The 21,647-nt window shown below is 47.4% G+C and carries 16 protein-coding genes; 7 read left to right on the top strand and 9 right to left on the bottom strand.

Annotation, left to right across the window (positions count from 1 at the left end):
* Position 1 precedes the first annotated feature (1 nt).
* The 3 genes from H6995_07605 (at position 2) to H6995_07595 (ending at position 2,689) form a co-directional block, all read left to right on the top strand.
* The gene (locus H6995_07605; GenBank protein MCP5214857.1) at positions 2-505 is read left to right on the top strand and encodes a hypothetical protein; all 504 of its coding nucleotides are present in this window, start codon (positions 2-4) and stop codon (positions 503-505) included.
* 74 nt (positions 506-579) lie between these two features.
* A complete protein-coding gene (locus H6995_07600) occupies positions 580-1,662 on the top strand; it encodes an AI-2E family transporter (protein ID MCP5214856.1) in 1,083 nt (360 codons plus the stop codon).
* 133 nt (positions 1,663-1,795) lie between these two features.
* On the top strand, positions 1,796-2,689 hold the full coding sequence (locus tag H6995_07595; protein ID MCP5214855.1) for an EamA family transporter: 894 nt from the start codon (positions 1,796-1,798) through the stop codon (positions 2,687-2,689).
* A gap of 48 nt (positions 2,690-2,737) precedes the next feature.
* Here the strand turns inward: H6995_07595 and acnB are convergent, their stop codons facing one another.
* On the bottom strand, positions 2,738-5,356 hold the full coding sequence (gene acnB / locus H6995_07590) for a bifunctional aconitate hydratase 2/2-methylisocitrate dehydratase (protein MCP5214854.1): 2,619 nt from the start codon (positions 5,354-5,356) through the stop codon (positions 2,738-2,740).
* A gap of 386 nt (positions 5,357-5,742) precedes the next feature.
* Between acnB and H6995_07585 the strand changes: the two genes are divergently transcribed.
* On the top strand, positions 5,743-6,303 hold the full coding sequence (locus H6995_07585; GenBank protein ID MCP5214853.1) for a DUF1285 domain-containing protein: 561 nt from the start codon (positions 5,743-5,745) through the stop codon (positions 6,301-6,303).
* A gap of 53 nt (positions 6,304-6,356) precedes the next feature.
* Here H6995_07585 and H6995_07580 read toward each other — a convergent pair whose 3' ends face one another.
* Positions 6,357-8,012 (bottom strand): electron transfer flavoprotein-ubiquinone oxidoreductase, encoded by a 1,656-nt coding sequence (locus tag H6995_07580; GenBank protein ID MCP5214852.1) that lies wholly within the window; start codon positions 8,010-8,012, stop codon positions 6,357-6,359.
* A 266-nt stretch (positions 8,013-8,278) separates the two neighbouring features.
* Between H6995_07580 and H6995_07575 the strand changes: the two genes are divergently transcribed.
* Positions 8,279-9,028, top strand: coding sequence for an electron transfer flavoprotein subunit beta/FixA family protein (locus tag H6995_07575; protein ID MCP5214851.1), 750 nt, complete (start codon positions 8,279-8,281; stop codon positions 9,026-9,028).
* Complete coding sequence (locus H6995_07570) at positions 9,028-9,963, top strand: electron transfer flavoprotein subunit alpha/FixB family protein (GenBank protein ID MCP5214850.1); 936 nt, start codon at positions 9,028-9,030, stop codon at positions 9,961-9,963. Before H6995_07575 ends, H6995_07570 begins: the two co-directional genes overlap by 1 nt.
* 60 nt (positions 9,964-10,023) lie before the next feature.
* On the opposite strand, the gene xthA is transcribed toward H6995_07570, so the two are convergent.
* The 7 genes from xthA to H6995_07535 all read right to left on the bottom strand — a co-directional run bounded on the left by xthA (position 10,024) and on the right by H6995_07535 (position 20,337).
* Positions 10,024-10,845, bottom strand: coding sequence for an exodeoxyribonuclease III (gene xthA, locus H6995_07565; GenBank protein MCP5214849.1), 822 nt, complete (start codon positions 10,843-10,845; stop codon positions 10,024-10,026).
* Positions 10,846-10,869: 24 nt separating this feature from the next.
* Positions 10,870-11,256 (bottom strand): MAPEG family protein, encoded by a 387-nt coding sequence (locus tag H6995_07560; GenBank protein ID MCP5214848.1) that lies wholly within the window; start codon positions 11,254-11,256, stop codon positions 10,870-10,872.
* A gap of 72 nt (positions 11,257-11,328) precedes the next feature.
* Entirely contained in the window at positions 11,329-12,102 is a 774-nt protein-coding gene (locus H6995_07555; GenBank protein ID MCP5214847.1) for a metallophosphoesterase, read from the bottom strand.
* 20 nt (positions 12,103-12,122) lie between these two features.
* A complete protein-coding gene (locus tag H6995_07550) occupies positions 12,123-13,190 on the bottom strand; it encodes a 3-deoxy-7-phosphoheptulonate synthase (GenBank protein ID MCP5214846.1) in 1,068 nt (355 codons plus the stop codon).
* A gap of 132 nt (positions 13,191-13,322) precedes the next feature.
* Positions 13,323-16,661, bottom strand: coding sequence for a UvrD-helicase domain-containing protein (locus H6995_07545; GenBank protein MCP5214845.1), 3,339 nt, complete (start codon positions 16,659-16,661; stop codon positions 13,323-13,325).
* Positions 16,658-19,375: a PD-(D/E)XK nuclease family protein gene (locus H6995_07540; protein ID MCP5214844.1), complete on the bottom strand. Its 2,718-nt coding sequence runs from the start codon at positions 19,373-19,375 to the stop codon at positions 16,658-16,660. Before H6995_07540 ends, H6995_07545 begins: the two co-directional genes overlap by 4 nt.
* 2 nt (positions 19,376-19,377) lie before the next feature.
* Positions 19,378-20,337: a D-2-hydroxyacid dehydrogenase gene (locus H6995_07535; protein MCP5214843.1), complete on the bottom strand. Its 960-nt coding sequence runs from the start codon at positions 20,335-20,337 to the stop codon at positions 19,378-19,380.
* Positions 20,338-20,539: 202 nt separating this feature from the next.
* On the opposite strand from H6995_07535, the gene H6995_07530 reads away from it, so the two are divergent.
* Positions 20,540-21,433, top strand: a complete 894-nt coding sequence (locus H6995_07530; protein ID MCP5214842.1) for a 5'-nucleotidase — start codon at positions 20,540-20,542, stop codon at positions 21,431-21,433.
* Positions 21,434-21,647 lie beyond the last annotated feature (214 nt).

Raw genomic sequence — 21,647 nt, 5'->3', positions numbered from 1 at the left:
TATGCTACTGCTAGTTCAAGGTTGTAGCTATACGGTGCCAGAACCCAAGCCATATCAGCTGGAGAATCTGAATAAAGGCGCGATTGCCGGGGATTTAGTGATCGCCTCTCAACCTAGCCAGGAAGCACTGGCACATTTTGCTGGACAAGGTTATCGTACGGTAATATCAACGCGTAGTGAAGATGAAATTGATTGGGATGAGGCCGCTCTGGTCAAAGAGTTAGGCATGGAGTATTTTCAAGTGCCTATGCCGAAATCGCTAAATGCCATTAGCGACACGCAGGTTAAGCAACTAAACCTAGCGTTGAAGAATTCTAAGAAACCGATTTTACTGCATTCTGGTTCAGCTAACCGCGCGGCCAGTTTGTGGACAGTTTGGTTGGTGGAAGTAAAGGGTGTCGCGACCCAGGAAGCATTGCGGTTGGGAAGGTTAATGGGGATGACCACGATGCGCACTCTGGTGGATGAGCGGTTGGGCCTGACCAGGGAAAAGAAAGAGACATAAGAGAATCGAATACCTGTGTGACTAAAGGCAGGCCATTCTGAAATAGTTAATCTGCACTCATTATAAGGCATAAGATGATTTCCACTCAGCCATCAACCGCCGCCAAATTTTTGCTTTATAGCGCAGCTTTTATCATTGTGGTGGCGGGGATGAAGTCAGCAGAATCTTTGCTGGTACCTTTTCTGTTATCTATTTTTATCGCAGTGATTTGTTCTCCGCCGCTGGCCTGGATGCACAAAAAAGGCGTGCCCTACATTATCGCGCTACTGGTCATTATTGGTGTCATTGTTATTTTCGGAATATTAGTAGGTGCTGTGGTTGGCGCCTCGGTCAATAATTTTTCTCAGGATTTACCCGAATATCAAAGTAAATTGCGCGACCTTAGCGCAGCCTTTTTACGCTGGTTGTCAGCATTCGGCTTAAATTTACAGGATACTAACTTAAAGGAAAGTTTTAATCCCAGTACTGCCATGAATATGGTCGGAGCAACGCTCGCTTCATTGGGAAATGTAATGGGCAACGCCTTTATGATATTGCTAACAGTCATTTTTATTCTGGCGGAAGAAAGTGTGTTCTATAACAAGCTGCGTGCCGCCTCTGGCGATGCCAGTAAATCGCTTGATGCCGTGAAGCGTTTCACCACCAGTGTGAACCGTTATATGGCGCTGAAAACCGCACTAAGCTTGTTAACTGGCCTGGTGATTATGATCTGGCTTTGGATCTTAGGTGTAGATTACGCAGTGCTATGGGGCTTGGTGGCTTTTTTACTTAACTTTGTCCCTACTTTGGGCTCTATTATCGCGGCAGTTCCAGCTGTTTTATTAGCCTTAATTCAGTTAGGCACTGGCGATGCACTGTTGACGGCGGTTGGATATTTAGTAGTCAATGTGGTGATCGGGAATGTGTTAGAGCCTCGTTTTATGGGTAAAGGGCTCGATCTTTCTGCTCTGGTGGTATTTCTATCGTTAGTTTTCTGGGGCTGGGTTTTGGGGCCGGTAGGCATGCTGTTATCTGTGCCTCTGACCATGACACTTAAAATTGCTTTTGAAAGTTTTGATGAAACTCGTTGGGTAGCGGTTGTATTAGGCTCAGGTGCGGGCCTCAATATATCGGAAGAAAACTTATCGCAGGGAAACCCAGAAAGTGATTCTAACTAGGCTGTTTTTTTAGGCGACATCAAGCTAAACTCAACTAGACAATCATTGTCACAAAGCGGTTAAGCCCATTCTCTACATGACTTTGCTCCCTTAGCCGTCGCCCTGCGGTTCAAACTTTTAAGGACACTAACGAATGAAATTAAGCCATATTGGGCTTGCCGTGCTAGCTATGGCGGTTTGGGGCTTTAATTTTGTGGCGATTTCATTAGGGCTGACCGAATTGCCGCCTTTTCTATTTACCGGCCTTCGTTTTGTCGCCACAGTGATCCCGTTTATTTTCTTCGTACGTAAACCTGAAATCAGTTGGAAATTGATATTTGCTGTCGGATTTTTTCTGCTGACTTTGCAGTTTGCCTTCCTATTTAAAGGTATACAGATGGGTGTTGGTGGCGGCATCGCATCAACAGTTATTCAGTGCCAAGCCTTTTTTACGTTGATCTTTGGAGCGATTCTATTAAGGGAGGCTCCTACTATACGAGATATATCAGGGCTCGCTGTGGCTGGCTTTGGTATACTGTTGATTGGTCTCAGCATGGGAAGAGCGAGCGCCATCGGTTTGTTTACAATAGTTCTAGCTGGGGCTTGCTGGGCGGTCGGAAATATCTTTTTAAAGAAAGTTGGCAAAGTGGATATGATGGCGCTTATTATTTACGCCAGCCTGTTTCCCCCCATCCCACTCTTTGTGTTGTCCTATGCGGTGGAAGGTCCTGAAAAAATAATTGCTGGTTTCGAGGCCTTTTCTTGGATAAGTGGCTTCTCTTTGGTCTATATCGTTTTGGTATCCACACTTTTTTCTTACAGCGTGTGGGGTTTTTTAATGAAAAATTATGAGTCCCGACAGGTCGCACCCTTTGGTCTGCTGGTGCCGATATTTGGTATCTTTTCCGGTTGGCTGGTATTGAATGAAGAGTTTGCTGGACAAAAGCTTTTTGGCGCCGCCTTGGTGATTTTTGGCCTTGTTGTAGTGAACTGGCGAGCACTGGCTCCCTATATCAAGCGGGCTGTCGACAAACAAACCACGTTTTAAAAAAAAGCCCCGCAATGCGGGGCTTAATCTATGCCGTAAGCAAAATAACTATGCGGCTGAAACCACATCAATCTGTTTGGCGGCAATTAACTTACCTTCCTCTGCAGATTTTTGGAATGACTCAATCTGGTCGAAATTCAGGTAACGATAAATATCGCCAGCCATTGAATCAAGCTTATTCGCGTATTCCATATACTCCGCAGGCGTCGGCAACTTGCCAAGAATAGCACCTACCGCAGCCAATTCAGCCGAGGTGAGATACACATTTGCGCCATCACCAAGTCGGTTTGGAAAGTTACGGGTCGAGGTGGAGAGCACTGTGCTATTTGCCGCGACGCGCGCTTGGTTACCCATACAAAGTGAGCAGCCGGGCATTTCCGTACGTGCTCCGGCGCGGCCGAAGATGTTGTAGTAGCCTTCTTCCATTAAAGCATGCTGATCCATTTTGGTTGGTGGCGATATCCACAGGCGAGTTGAGATGCCTCCGCCATGCTGTTCTAATAATTTACCTGCTGCGCGGAAGTGTCCAATATTGGTCATGCAGGAGCCGATAAATACTTCGTCCACTTTGTCGCCAGCAACTTCGGATAATAGCTTGGCATCGTCTGGGTCGTTCGGGCAGCATACGATTGGCTCAGTTACCTCAGCTAAATCGATTTCAATGATCGCTGCGTATTCGGCATCAGGGTCGGCTTGCATCAGGGTCGGGTTGGCTAGCCATTCTTCCATTCTGCGTGCGCGTCTTTCTAGGGTGCGAGCATCGCCATAGCCTTCAGCGATCATCCAGCGTAGTAGTGTGACGTTTGAACGTAGGTATTCGGCAACTGATTCTTCGCTAAGCTTGATGGTACAGCCTGCTGCAGACCTTTCGGCAGATGCGTCAGATAATTCGAAGGCTTGTTCAGCCGTTAAGTTTTGCAGGCCTTCAATTTCTAAGATACGGCCAGAGAAAAAATTCTTCTTCCCTTTTTTCTCAACGGTAAGCAGGCCTGCTTTGATTCCGTAATAAGGGATAGCATGCACTAAATCACGCAGTGTGATGCCCGGTTGCATTTTGCCTTTGAATCGCACCAAGACTGATTCGGGCATATCCAATGGCGTTACGCCAGTAGCGGCCGCGAAAGCAACCAGCCCAGACCCTGCTGGGAAAGAAATTCCTATCGGAAAACGCGTGTGAGAATCACCACCTGTGCCGACAGTGTCGGGCAATAGCATACGGTTTAACCAGCTGTGAATGATACCGTCGCCGGGACGTAGTGAAACACCACCACGATTCATAATAAAGTCGGGGAGGGTATGCTGAGTATCAATATCGACCGGTTTTGGATAAGCCGCTGTATGACAGAAGGACTGCATAGTCAGGTCCGCTGAAAAGCCCAGGCAAGCTAAGTCTTTCAATTCGTCGCGGGTCATCGGTCCAGTTGTGTCCTGTGAACCGACCGTCGTCATTTTTGGTTCGCAGTAGGTGCCGGGGCGGACGCCTTCAACGCCACAGGCGCGGCCAACCATTTTTTGGGCCAGCGTATAACCTTTACCAGTATCTGCTGGTTGTGTCGGTTTACGGAATAGTTCTGATACCGGTAAACCTAAGGATTCACGCGCCTTAGCTGTGAGGCCTCGACCGATAATTAGGTTAATACGTCCGCCAGCCTGCACTTCGTCGAGTAAGACATCGGATTTAAATTCAAACTCGGATAAAACTTCGCCTGATTCAGAGAGAATTTTGCCGTCATAGGGACGAATTTCGATGATGTCGCCCATATTGAGCTTTTCTACAGGCGCTTCAAATACTAGTGCGCCAGCATCTTCCATGGTATTAAAGAAAATTGGCGCTACTTTGCCACCAATACAAATACCGCCGGAACGCTTGTTGGGTACACCAGGCATGTCTTCACCGAAGAACCAAAGAACCGAATTGGTAGCTGATTTGCGCGAAGAGCCGGTACCAACGACATCGCCAACGAAGGCTACCGGCAGCCCTTTCGCTTTAATCTCCTCTATTTGGGACATTGGCCCAGTGACGCCGTGTTCCTGGGGCTGCAAACCGTCGCGAGTCATTTTGTACATCGCCAGGGCGTGTAATGGGATATCAGGACGGCTCCAGGCATCCGGGGCCGGTGAGAGGTCGTCGGTATTGGTTTCCCCCGTTACTTTAAATACGGAGACTTTAATGCTTTCAGGCACTGCATCCTGACTGGTAAACCATTCGGCGTCGGCCCATGACTGCATGAGCACTTTTGCATTGGCATTGCCGCTTTTGGCTTGTTCTTCGACATCATGAAATGCGTCGAACATCAGAAGTGTATGTTTTAATTCTTCTGTCGCAGCGACACCAAGCTCTGGGTCATCTAGTAGGCTGACAAGGGTGCCGATATTGTATCCGCCGAGCATATTGCCGAGCAATGTTACAGCCAAACGTCGATCAATTAGCGGCGAATTTGCTTCACCTTTCACGATAGCGCTTAAAAAACCCGCTTTAACGTAAGCCGCTTCATCGACCCCCGGTGGAACTCGATTACTAATTAGGTCGAGTAGATACTCTTCTTCGCCGGCAGGGGGCGTTTTTAACAACTCGACCAAAGCAGCGGTTTGTTCAGGATCGAGTGGTTTGGGAGGGACGCCTTGATTGGCGCGTTCTTCCACGTGTTTGCGGTATGCTTCAAGCACTATGATATCCTCTTTGTGGTGTTGATTCGCTCCGGTAGTGGATTGTTCGATTATCATCACTTGCAGTTTGATCCTGCGTCGATCGGATAGTCTTACAATAACTACCTGGGGCTGAAATAGAAATTTTTGGGAAGCCTTCTGCTCAGTTTGCAATAAATATCGGGAGTATTACTTTGCTAAGGATTCCCTAGCTTACAGCGGTCTAAAAGCGGCTTGCATTCTATCTGAAATCGTCGGTGATGTTAAGTGTTTTAGGTTATAAAATATTTTAAGTAATACACATAACTATTTGATTTAATTAAACATTAAATAATTTATTTTTTTTGTGAATAGTGGTTATCTTTTGCTCCGTATATACTCGCTTTTATCCTTAAGGAAATTAACCGATGCCTAAACTTACTTCCCTCGATGTGCTTGCGAAGAGTGTTCGTGGTCAAATATCACGATCACCACCACCAGTCCACCTTTGGCATCCTGAATTTTCAGGCGAAATGGATATTCGTATTGCGGTGGATGGCACTTGGTTTCATGAAGGTAGACCGATCTTGAGAAAGGCTTTGGTCCAATTGTTCGCCAGCATATTAAGAAAGGAAGATGACGGAGAGTTTTATCTCGTATCTCCGCTAGAAAAGTATCGAATTAAAGTAGAAGACGCTCCTTTTATCGCTATTCAGATGGAGGTGGTTGAACGCAATGACCAGCCTGAAATAGACTTTATTACAGCTACTGAAGATAGACTGACCGCAGATAAGCAGCATCCTATATGGGTTGCTGATCAGGGTGCTCAACCGAGACCTTACATCAGAGTTCGCGATAAACTGGATGCGCTCATTTCGCGAAACCTATTTTATCAGATGGTTGAGCTAGGCGAGGAGAGAAAAATAGAGGGTAGGCAAGTATTTGGTGTTGAAAGCGCCGGTGAGTTCTTTGTATTAGGGCAGATTTAGACTCTCTATCCTGGCCCAGTTCAGTGATCGAGCCGGGCGCAGGACAGGCAATATTACATATTGGGATAATTTGGCCCACCAGAACCTTCTGGTGTTACCCAAGTGATATTTTGCGCCGGATCCTTAATGTCGCAGGTTTTACAGTGCACACAGTTTTGTGAATTGATTTGAAACTTACTGGCGCCAGCTTCCTCAATGATTTCGTAGACACCTGCCGGGCAATATCGTTGTGCCGGTTCATCATAGATAGGGAGGTTCTGATTGAGAGGGATGTCCGCATCAGCCAATTTTAAGTGGCAGGGCTGATCCTCCTCATGGTTAGTATTGGAGAGAAACACGGAACTTAGCTTATCAAAACTAATGACGCCATCCGGTTTGGGATAATTGATTTTTTTAGATTCTGCTGCCGGTTTGAGTGTGCTGTAATCGGGTTGTGTGTCATGCAAAGTAATGGGCAATTTCCCACCAAAAATATTCTGATCAATAAAATTAAAAGCGCCACCAATATAGGTGCCATATTTATGCATGGCAGGACCGAAGTTACGGCTACGGTAGAGCTCATCATAGACGGAGGATGATGCAAAGGCCTGGCTAAATTCACTGAGCTCATTACCACCCGTTGATCCATTTTTAATCGCATTAAATACGGTTTCTGCGGCTAACATGCCTGATTTCATTGCGGTGTGGCTGCCTTTGATTTTGGCAAAATTCAGAGTTCCTGCATCACATCCAACGATTAAGCCGCCGGGGAATGTCATTTTTGGCAGTGAGTTCAACCCTCCCTTGGTGATTGCGCGCGCGCCGTAGGCGACTCGTTTACCCCCGACAAGATACTGTTTTAGTGCGGGATTCTGTTTGAAACGTTGGAATTCATCAAAGGGGCTAACATGCGGGTTGGAATAGCTCAGATCGACGATTAGACCGACCACCACCTGATTGTTTTCAATATGGTAGAGAAACCCGCCACCAGCAGAGCCGCTTTCACTTAAAGGCCAGCCAGCGGTGTGTATGACCAAGCCTTCTTGATGCTTAGCAGGGTCTACGTCCCATAACTCTTTTATGCCAATGCCGTAATGTTGTGCATCAGCATCTTTTTGTAAATCAAACTTTTGCAGTAATTCTTTACCCAGATGACCTCTACAGCCTTCGGCAAAAATAGTGTATTTGGCATGAAACTCAAAGCCAGGTTGAAAGCTATCTTTGTGGCTGCCATCTTCGGCAACACCCATATCCCCTGTTGCAACACCTCTTACGCTGCCATCGTCGTTGTAGAGAATTTCTGCAGCAGCAAACCCTGGATAGACTTCTGCGCCAAGTTCCATCGCCTGATCTGACAACCAGCGGCAAAGATTACCCAGGCTGATAATATAATTACCCTTATTATGCATGGTTTTTGGAACAACAAAGTGAGGTGTTTTAATCGCTTTTTCGGGGCCGCGAAGAAAATAAATATCGTCTCCACTGACCTGCGTATTGAGTGGGGCATTACGCTCCTTCCAGTCCGGAAATAATTCATCCAAGGCTGTCGTTTCGAATACCGCGCCGGACAATATATGTGCGCCCACTTCGGAGCCTTTTTCCACTACACAGACGGTGAGTTCCTGTTCTGCTGCCTGAGCAAGTTGTAATAAGCGGCATGCGGTAGATAGTCCGGCTGGCCCCGCGCCGACGATAACAACATCCACCTCCATTGATTCTCTTTCAGACATAAGACTCCCCAAATTACTCGCGTGATGTGAAAGGCAGGCATTATACCGGATACAGCGACCGACTCAAAAAAAACTCACTCATTTGCGTATGCTTGTTGGCATAAATCATTCAATATTCATCTCGTCTATATTAGACATCATTCAGATTAGGGTGAAAGTGGCGGTTAGGTTGCTTTTAAAATAAAAATAAATCGGTATAGTTGAGTTTTTCTTACGACTTGGCTATTCTGCAACGCAGAATTTTTAAACAATAAAATGGTGAATGAATGAAAGTTCTTGTTCCAGTTAAACGAGTGATCGATTACAACGTGAAGGTTCGCGTTAAATCAGATCAATCCGATGTCGATTTGGCAAATGTCAAAATGGCGCTTAACCCCTTTTGTGAAATTGCTGTCGAAGAGGCGGTACGTTTAAAGGAAAAAGGTATTGTCACGGAAGTGATAGCGGTTTCTCTTGGCGCAAAAGTTTGCCAAGAACAAATTCGCACAGCCCTAGCACTGGGTGCTGATCGTGGCATATTGGTTGAATCGGAAGTTGCCTTACAGCCGCTGGCGATTGCTAAATTGCTGAAAGCCATCGTTGATAAAGAACAACCTGATTTGATAATTATGGGCAAACAGGCGATTGACCAGGATAACAACCAAACAGGGCAAATGCTGGGTGCGTTAACTAACATGCCGCAAGGCACCTTTGCCTCAGAAGTTAATATCGAAGGCGGTAAAGTCCATGTGACGCGTGAAGTAGACGGTGGTTTGCAAACGCTCGCATTGAGTTTGCCCGCGATTGTAACGACCGACCTGCGTTTGAATGAGCCGCGCTATGCGTCATTACCGAATATTATGAAGGCCAAGAAAAAACAGTTGGATGTCTTCACTACCGAAGAGCTGGGTGTTGACGTAACGCCTACAGTCACAACACTAAAAGTTGAGCCACCAGCAGACCGTAAGGCGGGTATCATCGTCGAAAGCGTGGCAGAATTAGTCGATAAACTGAAAAACGAAGCGAAGGTTATCTGATGAGCATTCTAGTAGTAGCAGAACATGATAATAGCAGTGTTAAAGTCGCTACCCTGAATGCGGTAGCTGCGGCCCAACAAATTGGTGGTGAGATCGCCGTGCTGGTTGCTGGTAGCAACTGCGCGGGAGCAGCAGAAGCTGCCAGCAAAATTAACGGTGTTGCGAAAGTTTTGGTAGCAGATAATGCGGCCTATGAACACATGCTAGCGGAAAATGTGGCGGCGCTGATTGCCCAAATTGGAGCCCAGTATTCGCATATTCTGGCACCAGCGACATCGAACGGCAAAAACATTTTGCCACGCGCTGCTGCGTTGTTAGACGTCTCTCAGATTTCGGACATCATCGCGGTTATTGATGCGGAAACCTTTAAGCGGCCAATCTACGCAGGCAATGCTATTGCCACAGTGAAATCTGCAGACAGCATTAAAGTGATCACTGTTCGAACGACTGGCTTCGATGCGGTTGCTGCCGATGGAGGCAGTGCTGCCACGGAATCTCTTGATATCGTGGCAGATGCGGGTATTTCATCTTTCGACAAAGAAGAGCTGGCGAAGTCTGATCGACCAGAACTTACTTCGGCAGGCATCGTAATTTCCGGTGGTCGTGGTATGCAAAATGGTGAGAACTTTGAGCACCTGTATAAAATTGCTGACATCTTGGGGGCAGCGGTTGGCGCGTCACGCGCTGCGGTAGACGCTGGGTTTGTACCTAATGATATGCAGGTCGGTCAGACCGGTAAAATTGTGGCTCCAGATCTTTATATTGCGGTGGGTATTTCCGGTGCGATTCAGCATTTGGCGGGCATGAAGGACAGCAAAGTTATTGTCGCTATCAATAAAGATGAAGAAGCGCCTATCTTCCAAGTCGCCGATTACGGCTTGGTAGCAGATCTGTTCAACGTACTACCTGAATTTGAGCAATTGATTCAGCAGTAGTCGAAAAGACTTGTAAAAACCCGGTAATTTTGCCGGGTTTTTTATGTTCGTGATACGCTGTTAAAACTCAAAAGTAGCCCATATCGGACAATGATCAGAGGGCTTTTCGATGCCTCTAATGTCATAGTCGATACCGACGTCCACACATTTTTTGGCAAGCGGTGCGGTTACTAGGATATGGTCAATACGCAGGCCTCGTTTAGGCTCATCTTCGAAGCCTCGACTACGATAGTCAAACCAGCTAAAACGATCATTAACCGTCGGATGATGCAGGCGAAAACTATCCTGTAAGCCCCAACTCCATAGCCGCTGGTACCATTCTCTCTCTTCCGGTAAAAAACTGCACTTGCCGGTTTGTAACCAACGTTTAGCGTTTTTATCACCAATGCCGATATCCTGGTCGGTGGGTGAAATATTAAAGTCACCCATAATGGCGAGATAGGCTTCAGGGGACTGCTGTGTCTCCAGGTAGCTCATTAAGTCCTGGTAAAACTTACGTTTCGCCGGAAATTTTATCTCGTGCTTACGGCTTTCTCCCTGAGGGAAATAACCGTTAACGACAGTTAACTGCTCGGCATGATTGGTTTGCAGCACGTAGTTACCGATAATAATCCGTCGCTGAGCATCTTCTGCGTCAGTAGGATAACCTTTTTGCACACTGAGTGGCGCCTGCTTCGATAATAGCGCCACGCCGTAATGCCCTTTTTGACCATGATAAGCAACCTGGTAGCCCATCTCATGTACTGCGGTCAGCGGGAAGTCAGGATCGTTTACCTTGGATTCCTGTAGGCCGATGATATCGGGGGAGTGTTTATCAATAATCGCTTGCAATTGATGTAATCGAGCGCGCAGACCATTGATATTAAATGAAACTATTTTCACGCGTGTATCCTTGTAATGGGCGAGTTAGAGTAGCGGCAGGGCGATGAGCGCCAGTGAAGAAAGATAGCCGACAAACCAAACTAGCGAACGCAGTAGGTTGATATCGAGCAGATAAAAAAGTAGATAGAGAAGGCGAGCAATAACAAAGGAAATGGCTAACATGTCGATGCTGGATTGTTCAACCTGGGCGAACAAGGCTATCAAAATGCCAGCGGCGAATAGCGGAAAAGATTCAATAGTGTTTTCGTGCGCAGACAATGCCCGGTGCCCGAAACCAGTCAGCGACGATTCCTGCAGACGGGGTTGTCTGTTGTCGTAGCCACCTTGCTTGCTCATGGCGATGGCGACGGGTATCTTGCTGACAAAATGTAGAAGTGCGGCGATAAATAAACAGCTAATTGCAGTTTCCATCAATCCTCCTAGGTATCTTTGGTTCGTCAGTTATGCAAAGGTCTTAGGTAAATCAATATTTGTGATACGGTATCAGAGGCGCACCACCAGAGTGTCAATATTGCCATCATCGTGTAGCATGCACCAGCGAAACCCCGGATGATTGATTTCGTCAATTGCAAACTCATCACTCAAGGGTTTGAATTGAACCGGGCAGGCGGCCGGAGCACCGAGCAAACGGATTCCTTGGTATAGTGCATCGAATTCTTGATGCGCGTGCCCCCAGACAATTACTTTGCTGCCAGGCACATTGGTTAACCGATTTATCAGCGCTAGGCCATTAGCGACTTTCATTTTGTCGAGCCAACGGCAGTTTATATCGATAACCGGGTGATGAATCAGTACGAGAGTGTGCTCCGCTTTCGCGGCTACGAGTGATTGATCAATTGATGCGAGCTGACTAGCGCTGAGCATACCGTCGGTTGAACCAGGTACACTACTATCAAGCAATATGATTCGCCAATTACCTAGTGTTAAACAACCTTTGGTTGTCATGTGGTGGGCGGTAAAAACAGTCTCAAGTAAGGCTGGATCATCATGGTTGCCAGGTATGCAACAAACTTTGGTATTTAGGTTCGATAACTGCTGGGCTAAGCGAGAGTAGGCTGTTTGCCATGCTGCTTGCTCTGATTCGTCCACAATATCACCCGTGAGTGCGACCAGATCAGCAGGCCAGAGTGGATGAGCTGTTGCCGTTTCTAGTATTTCATCAATTTGTCTTTGAATATTACTGCCGCGCATTTCAGCGCTTTGATCTGCTTTTAAGTGCAGGTCAGTAAGCTGTAGCAGTTTAATGGGGCGGGGCATTTAAGTGCTTAAGTCAAGGTTTAGCGCGAAGGTAAGACATCCTTCAACTTATTCCGCATATCACGTAACGAAGCGGCGGTGGTTTCCCAGTCGATACAGGCATCGGTAACCGATACACCGTATTTAAGGTCAGCCAGATTTTGCGGAATCGATTGGTTCCCCGCCTCGATATTACTTTCGATCATCAGGCCGATAATGGAACGGTTGCCCTCCAGAATTTGGTTGGCGACATTATTCATCACCAGAGGCTGTAAAGCAGGGTCCTTATTGGAGTTGGCATGACTACAATCAATCATAATATTGTTGGCGAGCCCGGCTTTTTCCAATCGCTGCTCACACAGCGCCACACTGACGGAGTCATAATTGGGTTTGCCGCTGCCTCCGCGTAATACAATATGGCCGTAAGGGTTGCCTCTGGTACGAATTATTGCGGCTTGGCCTTGGTGGTTAAGCCCGAGAAAACTGTGTGGGTGTGAGACTGATTGAAGGGCATTAATGGCAACTTCCAGGCCGCCATCGGTACCATTTTTAAAGCCAATGGCGACGGATAAGCCGCTTGACATCTCCCGGTGCGTTTGCGATTCAGTAGTACGTGCGCCAATGGCCGACCAGGAAATTAACTCATGTAAATATTGCGGTGAATTGGGGTCAAGTGCTTCGGTAGCAGTTGGTAAGCCGATTTCAGCAAGGTCCACCAACAGTTTGCGGCCAATATGCAGACCTCTTTCGATATCAAAGGAATCGTCCATGTGCGGATCATTCACTAGGCCTTTCCAGCCGATTGTCGTGCGCGGTTTTTCAAAATAAACACGCATCACCAAGTAGAGAGTATCGCCCACCTCATCGGCCAGTTTTTTTAAGCGTGCCGCATAATCTTTAGCGGCGATAACATCGTGAATGGAGCATGGTCCGACCACAACCATTAAACGTGGATCTTTACGATCCAGTATATTACGGATGGTTTGACGCCCCAGTAATACGGTCTCGCGCGCCTTATCCGTAACAGGAATATCCTTCTTCAATTGTTCCGGCGTTATCAGAACATCAAAAGATTCAACGTTTATATTGGTTAGATGTGAATTTGTCATGTAAAAACCCTTGTTGGCCAATTACTCTTGGCGCTATAAATCCATCAATTCTCGCGGGGCAAATATGATATAGCAAAAGCAGCGAATGTATAACAGGGTAGACATGAAAATGGGTGATTTTACGGGATTTGATTAAAGCACTGCCAGTTTTTTTAGCAATGGAAAGTAGAGTGCCTTTTTAATAGGCAGAGCATCGAATTGAGCGATAGCTTGAGCATACTGCTCTAACTGCCTGTGCAGTTGAAAGATATCCGCTTCGTCGGAGGTTATGGCGAATTCAACAATCCAGCGCTCGCCAGCGGTAACAAAACTGAGGGGGATGGAAAGAGTGGTAATGCTGTGGTTTTGCTTGAAGCCAACGGGTTTGTCTATAAGACGTTGTTCATGTTGGCTGGAAAGTAACCAAGAGCCTGATTCATGCTCGAGGGTGTTGGTGATGGCGGTACGGATTAAGTTTTTGTTTTGAATACTCATCGTTGATTCGTGTGTGAGGCGATCAATGATGTTGGGTAACTCACTCAGCTTTGATTGGTACCATGCCGCTGTTCCTTGCTTAGCGATACCAAGTAAGACTTGTTTAACCGCAGCTGTAACCTGCTCTTGCTGTGGTGAAGTTGAATCATCCAAATAAGCATTTTGGTATTCATGCCCACGATACTCACTTAACAACTGACCTGCGGGCAACTCTGGCATTACCCATTCTTTGGCTAGGCGAGTCAGCATAAACTCATTATTTGGAGTTGTGGCCGCTTCAGGTTGATCTTCGTCTGAAAGCTTAGGCCTGAGCCAAATAGCTTGCTGCTGCAACTCATTCCAGGCGCAGCTTAACAGGCTGTCTGATGCCGGTGGGCTGAGTTCAGAGGTTTCCTCGTTATGCCTAACACAAGCAAGTAAAGACAATTGCTTGATAGCACGGGTGGTGGCGACATAAAGTAAGCGGGTATTTTCCAAACGGTCTTTTATGGACTGCTCTTGTTTCAAATAGGCATAAAGAGAATCAGTTTCCTCACCCTTCGGAGAGATAGGGCTGATGAGCAATTGTGCTTCACCACTTTGTGAAAGGCGTTCATGCCATAAAATTAATTCACCCGTTTGCGCTCGGCTGGGACGGTCAAGGCCGAGAACAATCACGCGGTCAAACTCTAACCCTTTAGCCTTGTGAATAGTCATGATTTGAACGGCATTGGTGATTTCGGGGGGTTGTGCGTAAATTCTTGCTACTGCCTCGCTGAACAATGATAAGTCCGGGATAAAACCGCCCACTTCTTGCTGCTCCAGTAATTGGAAGTAGGCATCGATCTGTATCAATTCATGACTTGATTCGGCTGTTGCGGGCCCACCGAGGGATAACCAGACTCCTTCGATCCAATATCGGAGTGGCTTGCGCGCCCGTTGCGTCAATGCTGTTTGAAAAAGCTCCTGCAGGTGACGCACTCTTGGCTGTGCGCTATCGCTCAGTTGAGCAATGACCGTTTCCGAGTTTAGTCTTTCCCAAATACTGATTTTTTCATCAATGCCACCAGCGATAGCTTCTAAGTCAGCGAGGTTGAGGCCGCACCAGGGCGCACGCAGTATGGCTAACCAGGAGACTCTATCGTTAAAGTTATGCAATGCCTTGGTAAGTGCTAATACATCACTGATCAGCGCACGTTTTGCAAGAGGTTCTATATCGATCCCTTGCCAATTAATACCGGCGCGATGAAGCAGGGGGATGAGTGCCTGCAAATGGGAGCGGTTACGCACGAGAATGGCGATGGAGTCTCTAGGTGCTTCTTGCTTTGCCTGCACTACCAGCGCAACAACTTGTTGCGCTTCCGATTGACGGAGCGGGTCTTCAATACAAGCGTAGAAATTAACAGCGTGCTCATGCTCTGTGCGGTTGTAGGCAACGGAGGGGGAATATTTAACGGCGCCGCGGGCGATATCGTCTTGATCCGGAAAAGCTGACCGAAAGGTCTGGTTGACCCAATCAACAATTGGCTGATGCGAGCGGAAATTCACCTGCAATTCTAAGGGCTCTAATGCAGCGTTACCAATTCCAAACTGTCTTGCCGCGAGAAACAGACCGACGTTCGCGTCCCGAAAGCCATAGCAGGACTGCATGCCGTCACCAACAATAAAAAAGGTTCTGCCATCGCCCCTTTGCCAGCCATCAGTGAGGCGGGACAATAACCCAAATTGGGCGGAAGAGGTATCCTGAAACTCATCCACGAGGATGTGCTTAAGCTGATAATCCAGTAGTAAAGCGATATCTGATGGCGCCTGATCATGCCCCAAGGCTTCCTGCGCGGCGATGGTGATTTGAGGGTAATCCACTACCCCCCTTTCCCGAAAAATAAGCAGTAGCTCAGCGACGAGGATTGGCAGCAAATTTGCCAAACGGCCTAATAATCGCCACTGTTTATGATCATACTTAGGTGCTGGCAGCACACGAATTTCGAGCAGGCAACGGAGGTGATCCGGTTGCTGTGCTAGCTGATCAATGAACTCTAAAGCGTTTGTTTTAGCCTGTTGATAGATTGCCTTTTCAGGGGCTTTGGTAGCTGTGGGGAAGCCTTCCTTTTTAGTTAAACGCGCCCGCCATGTGCCGGATTTTGTCAGTAGTAAATCAGCGATAGCATGCCAGTCCGTTAATGCGCTAGCGTCCGTACCGGGAAGGCTGCTCATGTCAGGATTGAGGGCGCTGAATTGACCATTACCGCCACTAGCATGCAGGTTTCTGGCGGCAAATCGTACGACTTCTGCTAGTTGTACTTGCCAATGTTGGAAACGGGCTGCCGCCTGTTGCAAGGTTTCTTCGATCAACTCATTCAGACAGCTTTCTAGGTAAGATTTAAAGGCAGCAAGATCCGTTCGATTACCCACCAGATGTCTTAGCCACTGTTCTCGTTTCTCCAGAATGTTGCAGAAAAGCATTTCAATACGTGCTGTATTATTATCGAGGTGGCTAAGTAAATCTGCCAAATCTTCACCAACAGCACTCTTTTCATCAAGGCGAGCGAGGAGACTTCTGACCGCCAGCTGATAAAGTTGTTCGGGCTCATCGGCAATAGCAGCTTCTCCGCCGATACCACTCATCAGCGGCATCTGACGAACCAGCGCCATACAAAAACTATCAATGGTCTGAAGACGCAACCGACCGGGATTTTGCAATAGCTGCCATTGCTGTTGTTGGTCTTGCGCTAAGGCTGCTTTTGCCAGTCGCCAAAGTTCATATTTGTGTGGCGTTTGGGGCGCTTCTTTGTGCGCCTCCTGTAGTGCTTCCATAATACGTTGGCGCATCTCGCTAGCCGCTTTGCGGGTAAAGGTAATGGCTAATATTTCCTCCGGCCTTTGTACATGCGCTAGCAGTGTTAGCACGCGCTTGGTTAGCAATTCTGTTTTACCCGAGCCCGCTGGCGCAATGACGGCGAAAGAACGTTGATGGCTTAGCGCGAGGAAGCGTTGTTGAGCGTCAATGACTTGGTTCATGCGTCAAGATGTCCGAAACTGCGTGAGTCATTAATACGACATAAAGCCGATAGATGACAATATTGGCAAACACTAGGCGACTTTGGATCGACGTTGGCGCAACCTGCTTTAAAATCCCGCATTAATTTTTCTAAGCCGGAACGCCATTGCGTTTCCAGCTCGGGCCACTCAACAGGCATATCCCAGTGTCGGGTTTTCTCCAGGCTATAAATGCCGGGTGCGACACCGCTCTGTTGTGCAACACCAACAAAGCCCTGCTTATCTATATTAATTTGAGCAAAAGCCAGGGCGCTAACTTCGCTACCCCAGTGACTCGTTTCTAGACTGACGCAGTAGAGAGGTAGCTGTGGTTCGTCGATGCGTTCTCCTTGCCAACCCTTTGTGCTGCAGCTGCCGGTTTTGTAGTCAATTAAAAGCAGACTGCCGTCCGCCAGTCGGTCAATCCGGTCAATACGCACCCTTAATGGCGTGTCGGCAATGTTAATAATTACCGCCGACTCAGTTTCAAGTACGGTAAAATCACTACGCGCTTGTTCAACCAGTAGCCACTGCGCGATTAAATTTTGTAACCGCTCAATTTCCAGTCTGATCAGCGCTTGTCCGAATAAATCCGGACGTTGTCGAGCCTGGCTCAGCACAGCGCTTGTTGCCGCATTGTTAATGCTCTGACTGAGTTCTAGGGGTTGTGTGCTATTCAGCCCTGCCAAGCTTTGGAGTCGTTGCCACAGTAGTTCAAGTGCGCGATGAAGCATGATTCCACGTCGCTGTGCGCTAACATGATATGAGCAAAGTTCTAACTCGGACGCATTTAATCGGTGTACAGCGAAGGCTTTAAAAGGGCAGGCCGCCTGGTTTTTTAGGATCTGCGTTCCACCCCTGAGTGAGTCATCGGTATTAACAAGAGGTGAGGCTTGAGTATCCGTCGATTTTTCCAGATTTTTTGTTTGGAATATCCTTTGGTAATAGGGGTGCGAGTATGGCTCAGTTAACGATGCTGCGGCGTCTAGAGAAGGGAAATCTTTAAGCAGGTAACTGGGAAGCAGTGTTTGATCCTGATCATGCATTGAATAACTGGCGATCAGTGTTTTAGTGCTATGCAGATAATCGTTAAAGAGTGCCTCCGTAAAGGCTAATTCACGCTTTGCGCTGGCGTGAGGCATATTCACTGCACGCTGCAGGTTTATTGGAATAAAGGGGTTTGGGCTTGGTGGTTGTGGCCAGGCGTGATCGTTTACGCCTAATAGCCAGATTGCATCAAAGCAAAGTCCACCGCCTTCCAATAAACCCAGAATTTGAATGGGTGAAGGCGTTGATTCGGCCTGAAACTCGATGTTGGATAGAAAGGCGGTTAGCAGGTGAATCGCTTTCTCCTGGGACAGCTCGCCGCAAATATCAGAGATTGATAAAAACTCATCTAATGCGCTTTGCCAGCGTTTCAGTTGCTGGTACTCGATGCTGTCGAGACGGCGACAACCGGGCCATCCAAAAAGCGCCAAGAGCTCCGTCCAGGTGTTTAGCCAATGAGTTAATGGGGCCTTGGCCTCTGGCCGCGAGAGTGCTAAAGGCGATAGCGCGTTAAGCCAGGCAGTAATTGCATCATCGGGCTGCTTGATAGTTTCGAGTATTTTTTGGAGCTGGCTGGCCGTTAGTCGAGGGAACCCTGTTTTCCGAATGGCAAGTTCCGCTTGGCACAAGGATGCTTGAAAAACGTGCTGCTCAAATAGAAAAGGCGAACGCATTAGATTGAACCAATCCTCAGCAAGTGTTTCCTGTTGCTGTAGTTGTAGCAGGGCTAATGCCGTATGGATGAGCGGATTACTGCTTAAAGCAACCCCAGCACTGATATTGTAGGGAGCTTGATAGCGCGCCGTGCCGGGAAGTATGTATTGCGGTTCGAATTCCGCATTAAAAATACGTTCAATTTGTGCTCTACGTTGTTTTAAATCAGCAACAACCAGCGCAATGCGCTGCGCTGGGCGCTGTTGGATTTGTTGCTTTATCCAACGCGCAGCAATTCGTAATTCTTGCTCTGTGTTGTCGCTGACGACTGCGAAGCGTTCGCAGGCCATTGTTCTCTGGCTAGGTTCAAGTAGTTTGGCTCCGGTATTCTCTAGCAGCGTCGCGTACAGCGGTGGTATTTGCTGAAAACCCAGTGGTAAAATTTGGCTGCAGGAGGATAGCTGTTTTCGGGCAAAAGCTTCTGCTAGAAAGGCGATAATAGTGGTTGAGTCGATATAACTGTGCTGCTGACAATATGCTTTAAAACTGCTCGCCCAATCGCTGAAACTTGCACAATCGGGATGTTCCTGAAAGGCCAGGTCAATGGTTGTTTGCCATAGAGTCAGAGTCCGGTAAGCGGCCATCACTGATTTTGCGGTAGCTTGGTATTTAAGCAAGAGGCTTTCTCCATCCTGGCGGATGATTTGTTCCCAAATCAGCAATTCTTGTGCATGAGTAAGCGGGGTTAAGGCGAGAGCCCGCTTGTCACCAAGCAAGATTAACTCTTGCCAGCAACGCTGCACCCAGTCTTCTATGGGATAAATCTTTGGTATGCTCCAGGCGAGCACACCTGACCGACTTTGTTGATCGTGAAAGGCGGCTTTGACTTGCGCCGCAAGACGCTGGTTAGGCGTAATAATAAGCCCATCGGCAAAGTCTTCACTAAACAGCTGTGCAATAACCGACAAGTCAAACAGGGGTTTTAATGGACTCAAAATTACACCAAGCGATTACGAGGTTGATCATTTAAAAAAGCTTGAAGATTAAGTACCATTTCGTCGACCAAGCGCTGCCTTGCCTCCCGGCTACCCCAGGCGCAATGGGGGGTGACAATGAGATTGGGGAGGGGCTCATCAATCAACGGATTACCATTGACTGGCGGTTCGACCGTTAGTACATCCACACCAGCGCCAGCGATCTGATTGCTTTTGAGTGCCGTGACGAGCGCTGTTTCATTGACGAGTCCGCCACGAGAGACATTAACCAAAAATGCCGAAGGCTTCATGCTGGCAATAGCCTCCGCGTCTATCAAGTTATTGGTTTCTGGTGTCAAAGGACAGTGCAGAGTAACCACATCAGCCAGAGGGAGTAATTCGGCTAACGGCTTTCTCGTTTGATCAATAGGCGCAGATTCCCGCAAGCTTCGCGCAATCATGACCTGCATGCCAAAACCCTTAGCCGCCTGCGCCACGGCTTTACCGATTTCGCCATAGCCGACAATCAATAAGTTTTTATCGGCCAGCTCCGTAATAGGGTGATGTAACAAACAAAAAAAATGATTTTTGGACCATAGTCCCTGCCTTACGTTTTCTGCGTAGTTAATCAGGTTAGTGGATAGCGCAAGAATCAGGGCGAATGTGTGTTGTGCAACCGTTGCCGGTCCATAACCGCGGACATTGGCAACGGCTATCCCATACTTTTTAGCGGCGGTTAAATCGATATTATTGGCGCCCGTTGCGGCAACTAAAATAAGCTTTAATTTGGTGGCTGCTTGCATTAACTCGGCATTGATTTGTATTTTGTTGGTAATCACCACATCAGCATCTTTGATTCGTTCTAGCTGCTGGCCAGCTAGAGTTGATGGATAAAAGGTCCAGCTATCCAAACTACTCTGTAAAGCCAGAGTATTTAAATCTGCGGGAGCGATTGAATCGGTATCCAAAAAAACGCCTTTCATTTTATATCCTCAAGAACCTTGTCTGTCTGTAGTGCAGCGTTGCCGTATTATGCGAATAGTTCTGTTTATTAATTAGGGATTCCCTAGGGTAAAGGGAAAATCTTCTTGCAACGACAGTTTCCAATTACCCTTTAGGACGCTATATGATTTTTTCATGGTTCATGTTAAAAAGGTGTACGTAATCCTTTGCTGAGCTTGCTTTATGGATAAGAGTAAAAAGCTCGTGGTGGCGATATCTTCACGCGCCCTTTTCGATCTTAACGAGAGCCACGAAGTGTATCAAAAACAGGGTTTAAAAGCCTACGCCGAATATCAAATTGCGCACGAAGAAGAACCCTTGGCGCCTGGCGACGCATATCCTTTGGTTCAGAAGTTGCTGGGCATTAACCAGAAACTTGAAGGTGAATCACGGGTTGAAGTTATTCTGCTGTCACGTAATAGCGCCGATACTGGTCTGCGCATCTTCAATTCCATTCAGCATTATCAACTGGCTATCACTCGCGCTGCTTTTTGTGGAGGTGAGAGTCCATATCGTTATGTTGCTTCATTTGGTAGTCAGTTATTTCTATCGACCCATGCTGAAGATGTTAGACAAGCACTAGAAAGCGGTTATGCAGCGGCCACTATTTTACCTTCAAAAACACAAACGAAGGGTGATGGAAAATTGCGTATCGCCTTTGATGGCGATGCTGTTTTATTCTCCGATGAGGCGGAAAAAATCTACAAAGCACAGGGTTTAGATGCTTTTACGGCAAGTGAGCGAGCCGCCGCTAACCTGCCATTAAGCGGTGGGCCATTTAAACCTTTTTTAGCGGCGTTGCATGCGATCCAAGCAGAGTTCTCGGAGGGTAATTGCCCCATTCGCACGGCGCTTATTACGGCGCGTTCCGCGCCAACTCATGAGCGTGTGGTGAAAACGTTGCGGGCATGGAAGGTGCGCATTGACGAATCTATTTTTCTGGGTGGTATGGATAAAGGTGAGTTTTTAAGAGCTTTTAATGCCGATGTGTTTTTTGATGATCAAGAAGGCCATTGTCATTCGGCGCGTGAACATGTACCCACTGGGCATGTGCCCCATGGCGTGGCGAACAACTGAAACGGCAAATGGGAGTGGGTCGATTATCTTAAAGGTTTGGCCGTCGATTATTTCAAAATAGACGGTGTTTTGTTTTTGTGGCTGCCATCATCGATAATAATTAATGGGTTTAATCTATCAATAGCGATTAATTCCTCAGAAAAACGTAGCCTTCGAGGCGAGTTTTTGTATATCATCGCCTACTTAATTTATAAAAGGTGTCGTGACTGTCGTC

The sequence above is a fragment of the Pseudomonadales bacterium genome (assembly GCA_024234615.1).
In the GTDB taxonomy this organism is placed as follows: domain Bacteria; phylum Pseudomonadota; class Gammaproteobacteria; order Pseudomonadales; family IMCC2047; genus JAJFKB01.
This window is presented reverse-complemented; position numbering and strand designations above follow the sequence as displayed.

What these genes read in the sequence shown, in the direction of transcription:
- H6995_07605 (MCP5214857.1), top strand. Translation starts at nt 2, where the DNA reads ATGCTACTGCTAGTTCAAGGTTGTAGCTATACGGTGCCAGAACCCAAG.
- H6995_07600 (MCP5214856.1), top strand. Translation starts at nt 580, where the DNA reads ATGATTTCCACTCAGCCATCAACCGCCGCCAAATTTTTGCTTTATAGC.
- H6995_07595 (MCP5214855.1), top strand. Translation starts at nt 1,796, where the DNA reads ATGAAATTAAGCCATATTGGGCTTGCCGTGCTAGCTATGGCGGTTTGG.
- H6995_07585 (MCP5214853.1), top strand. Translation starts at nt 5,743, where the DNA reads ATGCCTAAACTTACTTCCCTCGATGTGCTTGCGAAGAGTGTTCGTGGT.
- H6995_07580 (MCP5214852.1), bottom strand. Translation starts at nt 8,012, where the DNA reads ATGTCTGAAAGAGAATCAATGGAGGTGGATGTTGTTATCGTCGGCGCG.
- H6995_07575 (MCP5214851.1), top strand. Translation starts at nt 8,279, where the DNA reads ATGAAAGTTCTTGTTCCAGTTAAACGAGTGATCGATTACAACGTGAAG.
- H6995_07570 (MCP5214850.1), top strand. Translation starts at nt 9,028, where the DNA reads ATGAGCATTCTAGTAGTAGCAGAACATGATAATAGCAGTGTTAAAGTC.
- H6995_07560 (MCP5214848.1), bottom strand. Translation starts at nt 11,256, where the DNA reads ATGGAAACTGCAATTAGCTGTTTATTTATCGCCGCACTTCTACATTTT.
- H6995_07555 (MCP5214847.1), bottom strand. Translation starts at nt 12,102, where the DNA reads ATGCCCCGCCCCATTAAACTGCTACAGCTTACTGACCTGCACTTAAAA.
- H6995_07550 (MCP5214846.1), bottom strand. Translation starts at nt 13,190, where the DNA reads ATGACAAATTCACATCTAACCAATATAAACGTTGAATCTTTTGATGTT.
- H6995_07545 (MCP5214845.1), bottom strand. Translation starts at nt 16,661, where the DNA reads ATGAACCAAGTCATTGACGCTCAACAACGCTTCCTCGCGCTAAGCCAT.
- H6995_07535 (MCP5214843.1), bottom strand. Translation starts at nt 20,337, where the DNA reads ATGAAAGGCGTTTTTTTGGATACCGATTCAATCGCTCCCGCAGATTTA.
- H6995_07530 (MCP5214842.1), top strand. Translation starts at nt 20,540, where the DNA reads ATGGATAAGAGTAAAAAGCTCGTGGTGGCGATATCTTCACGCGCCCTT.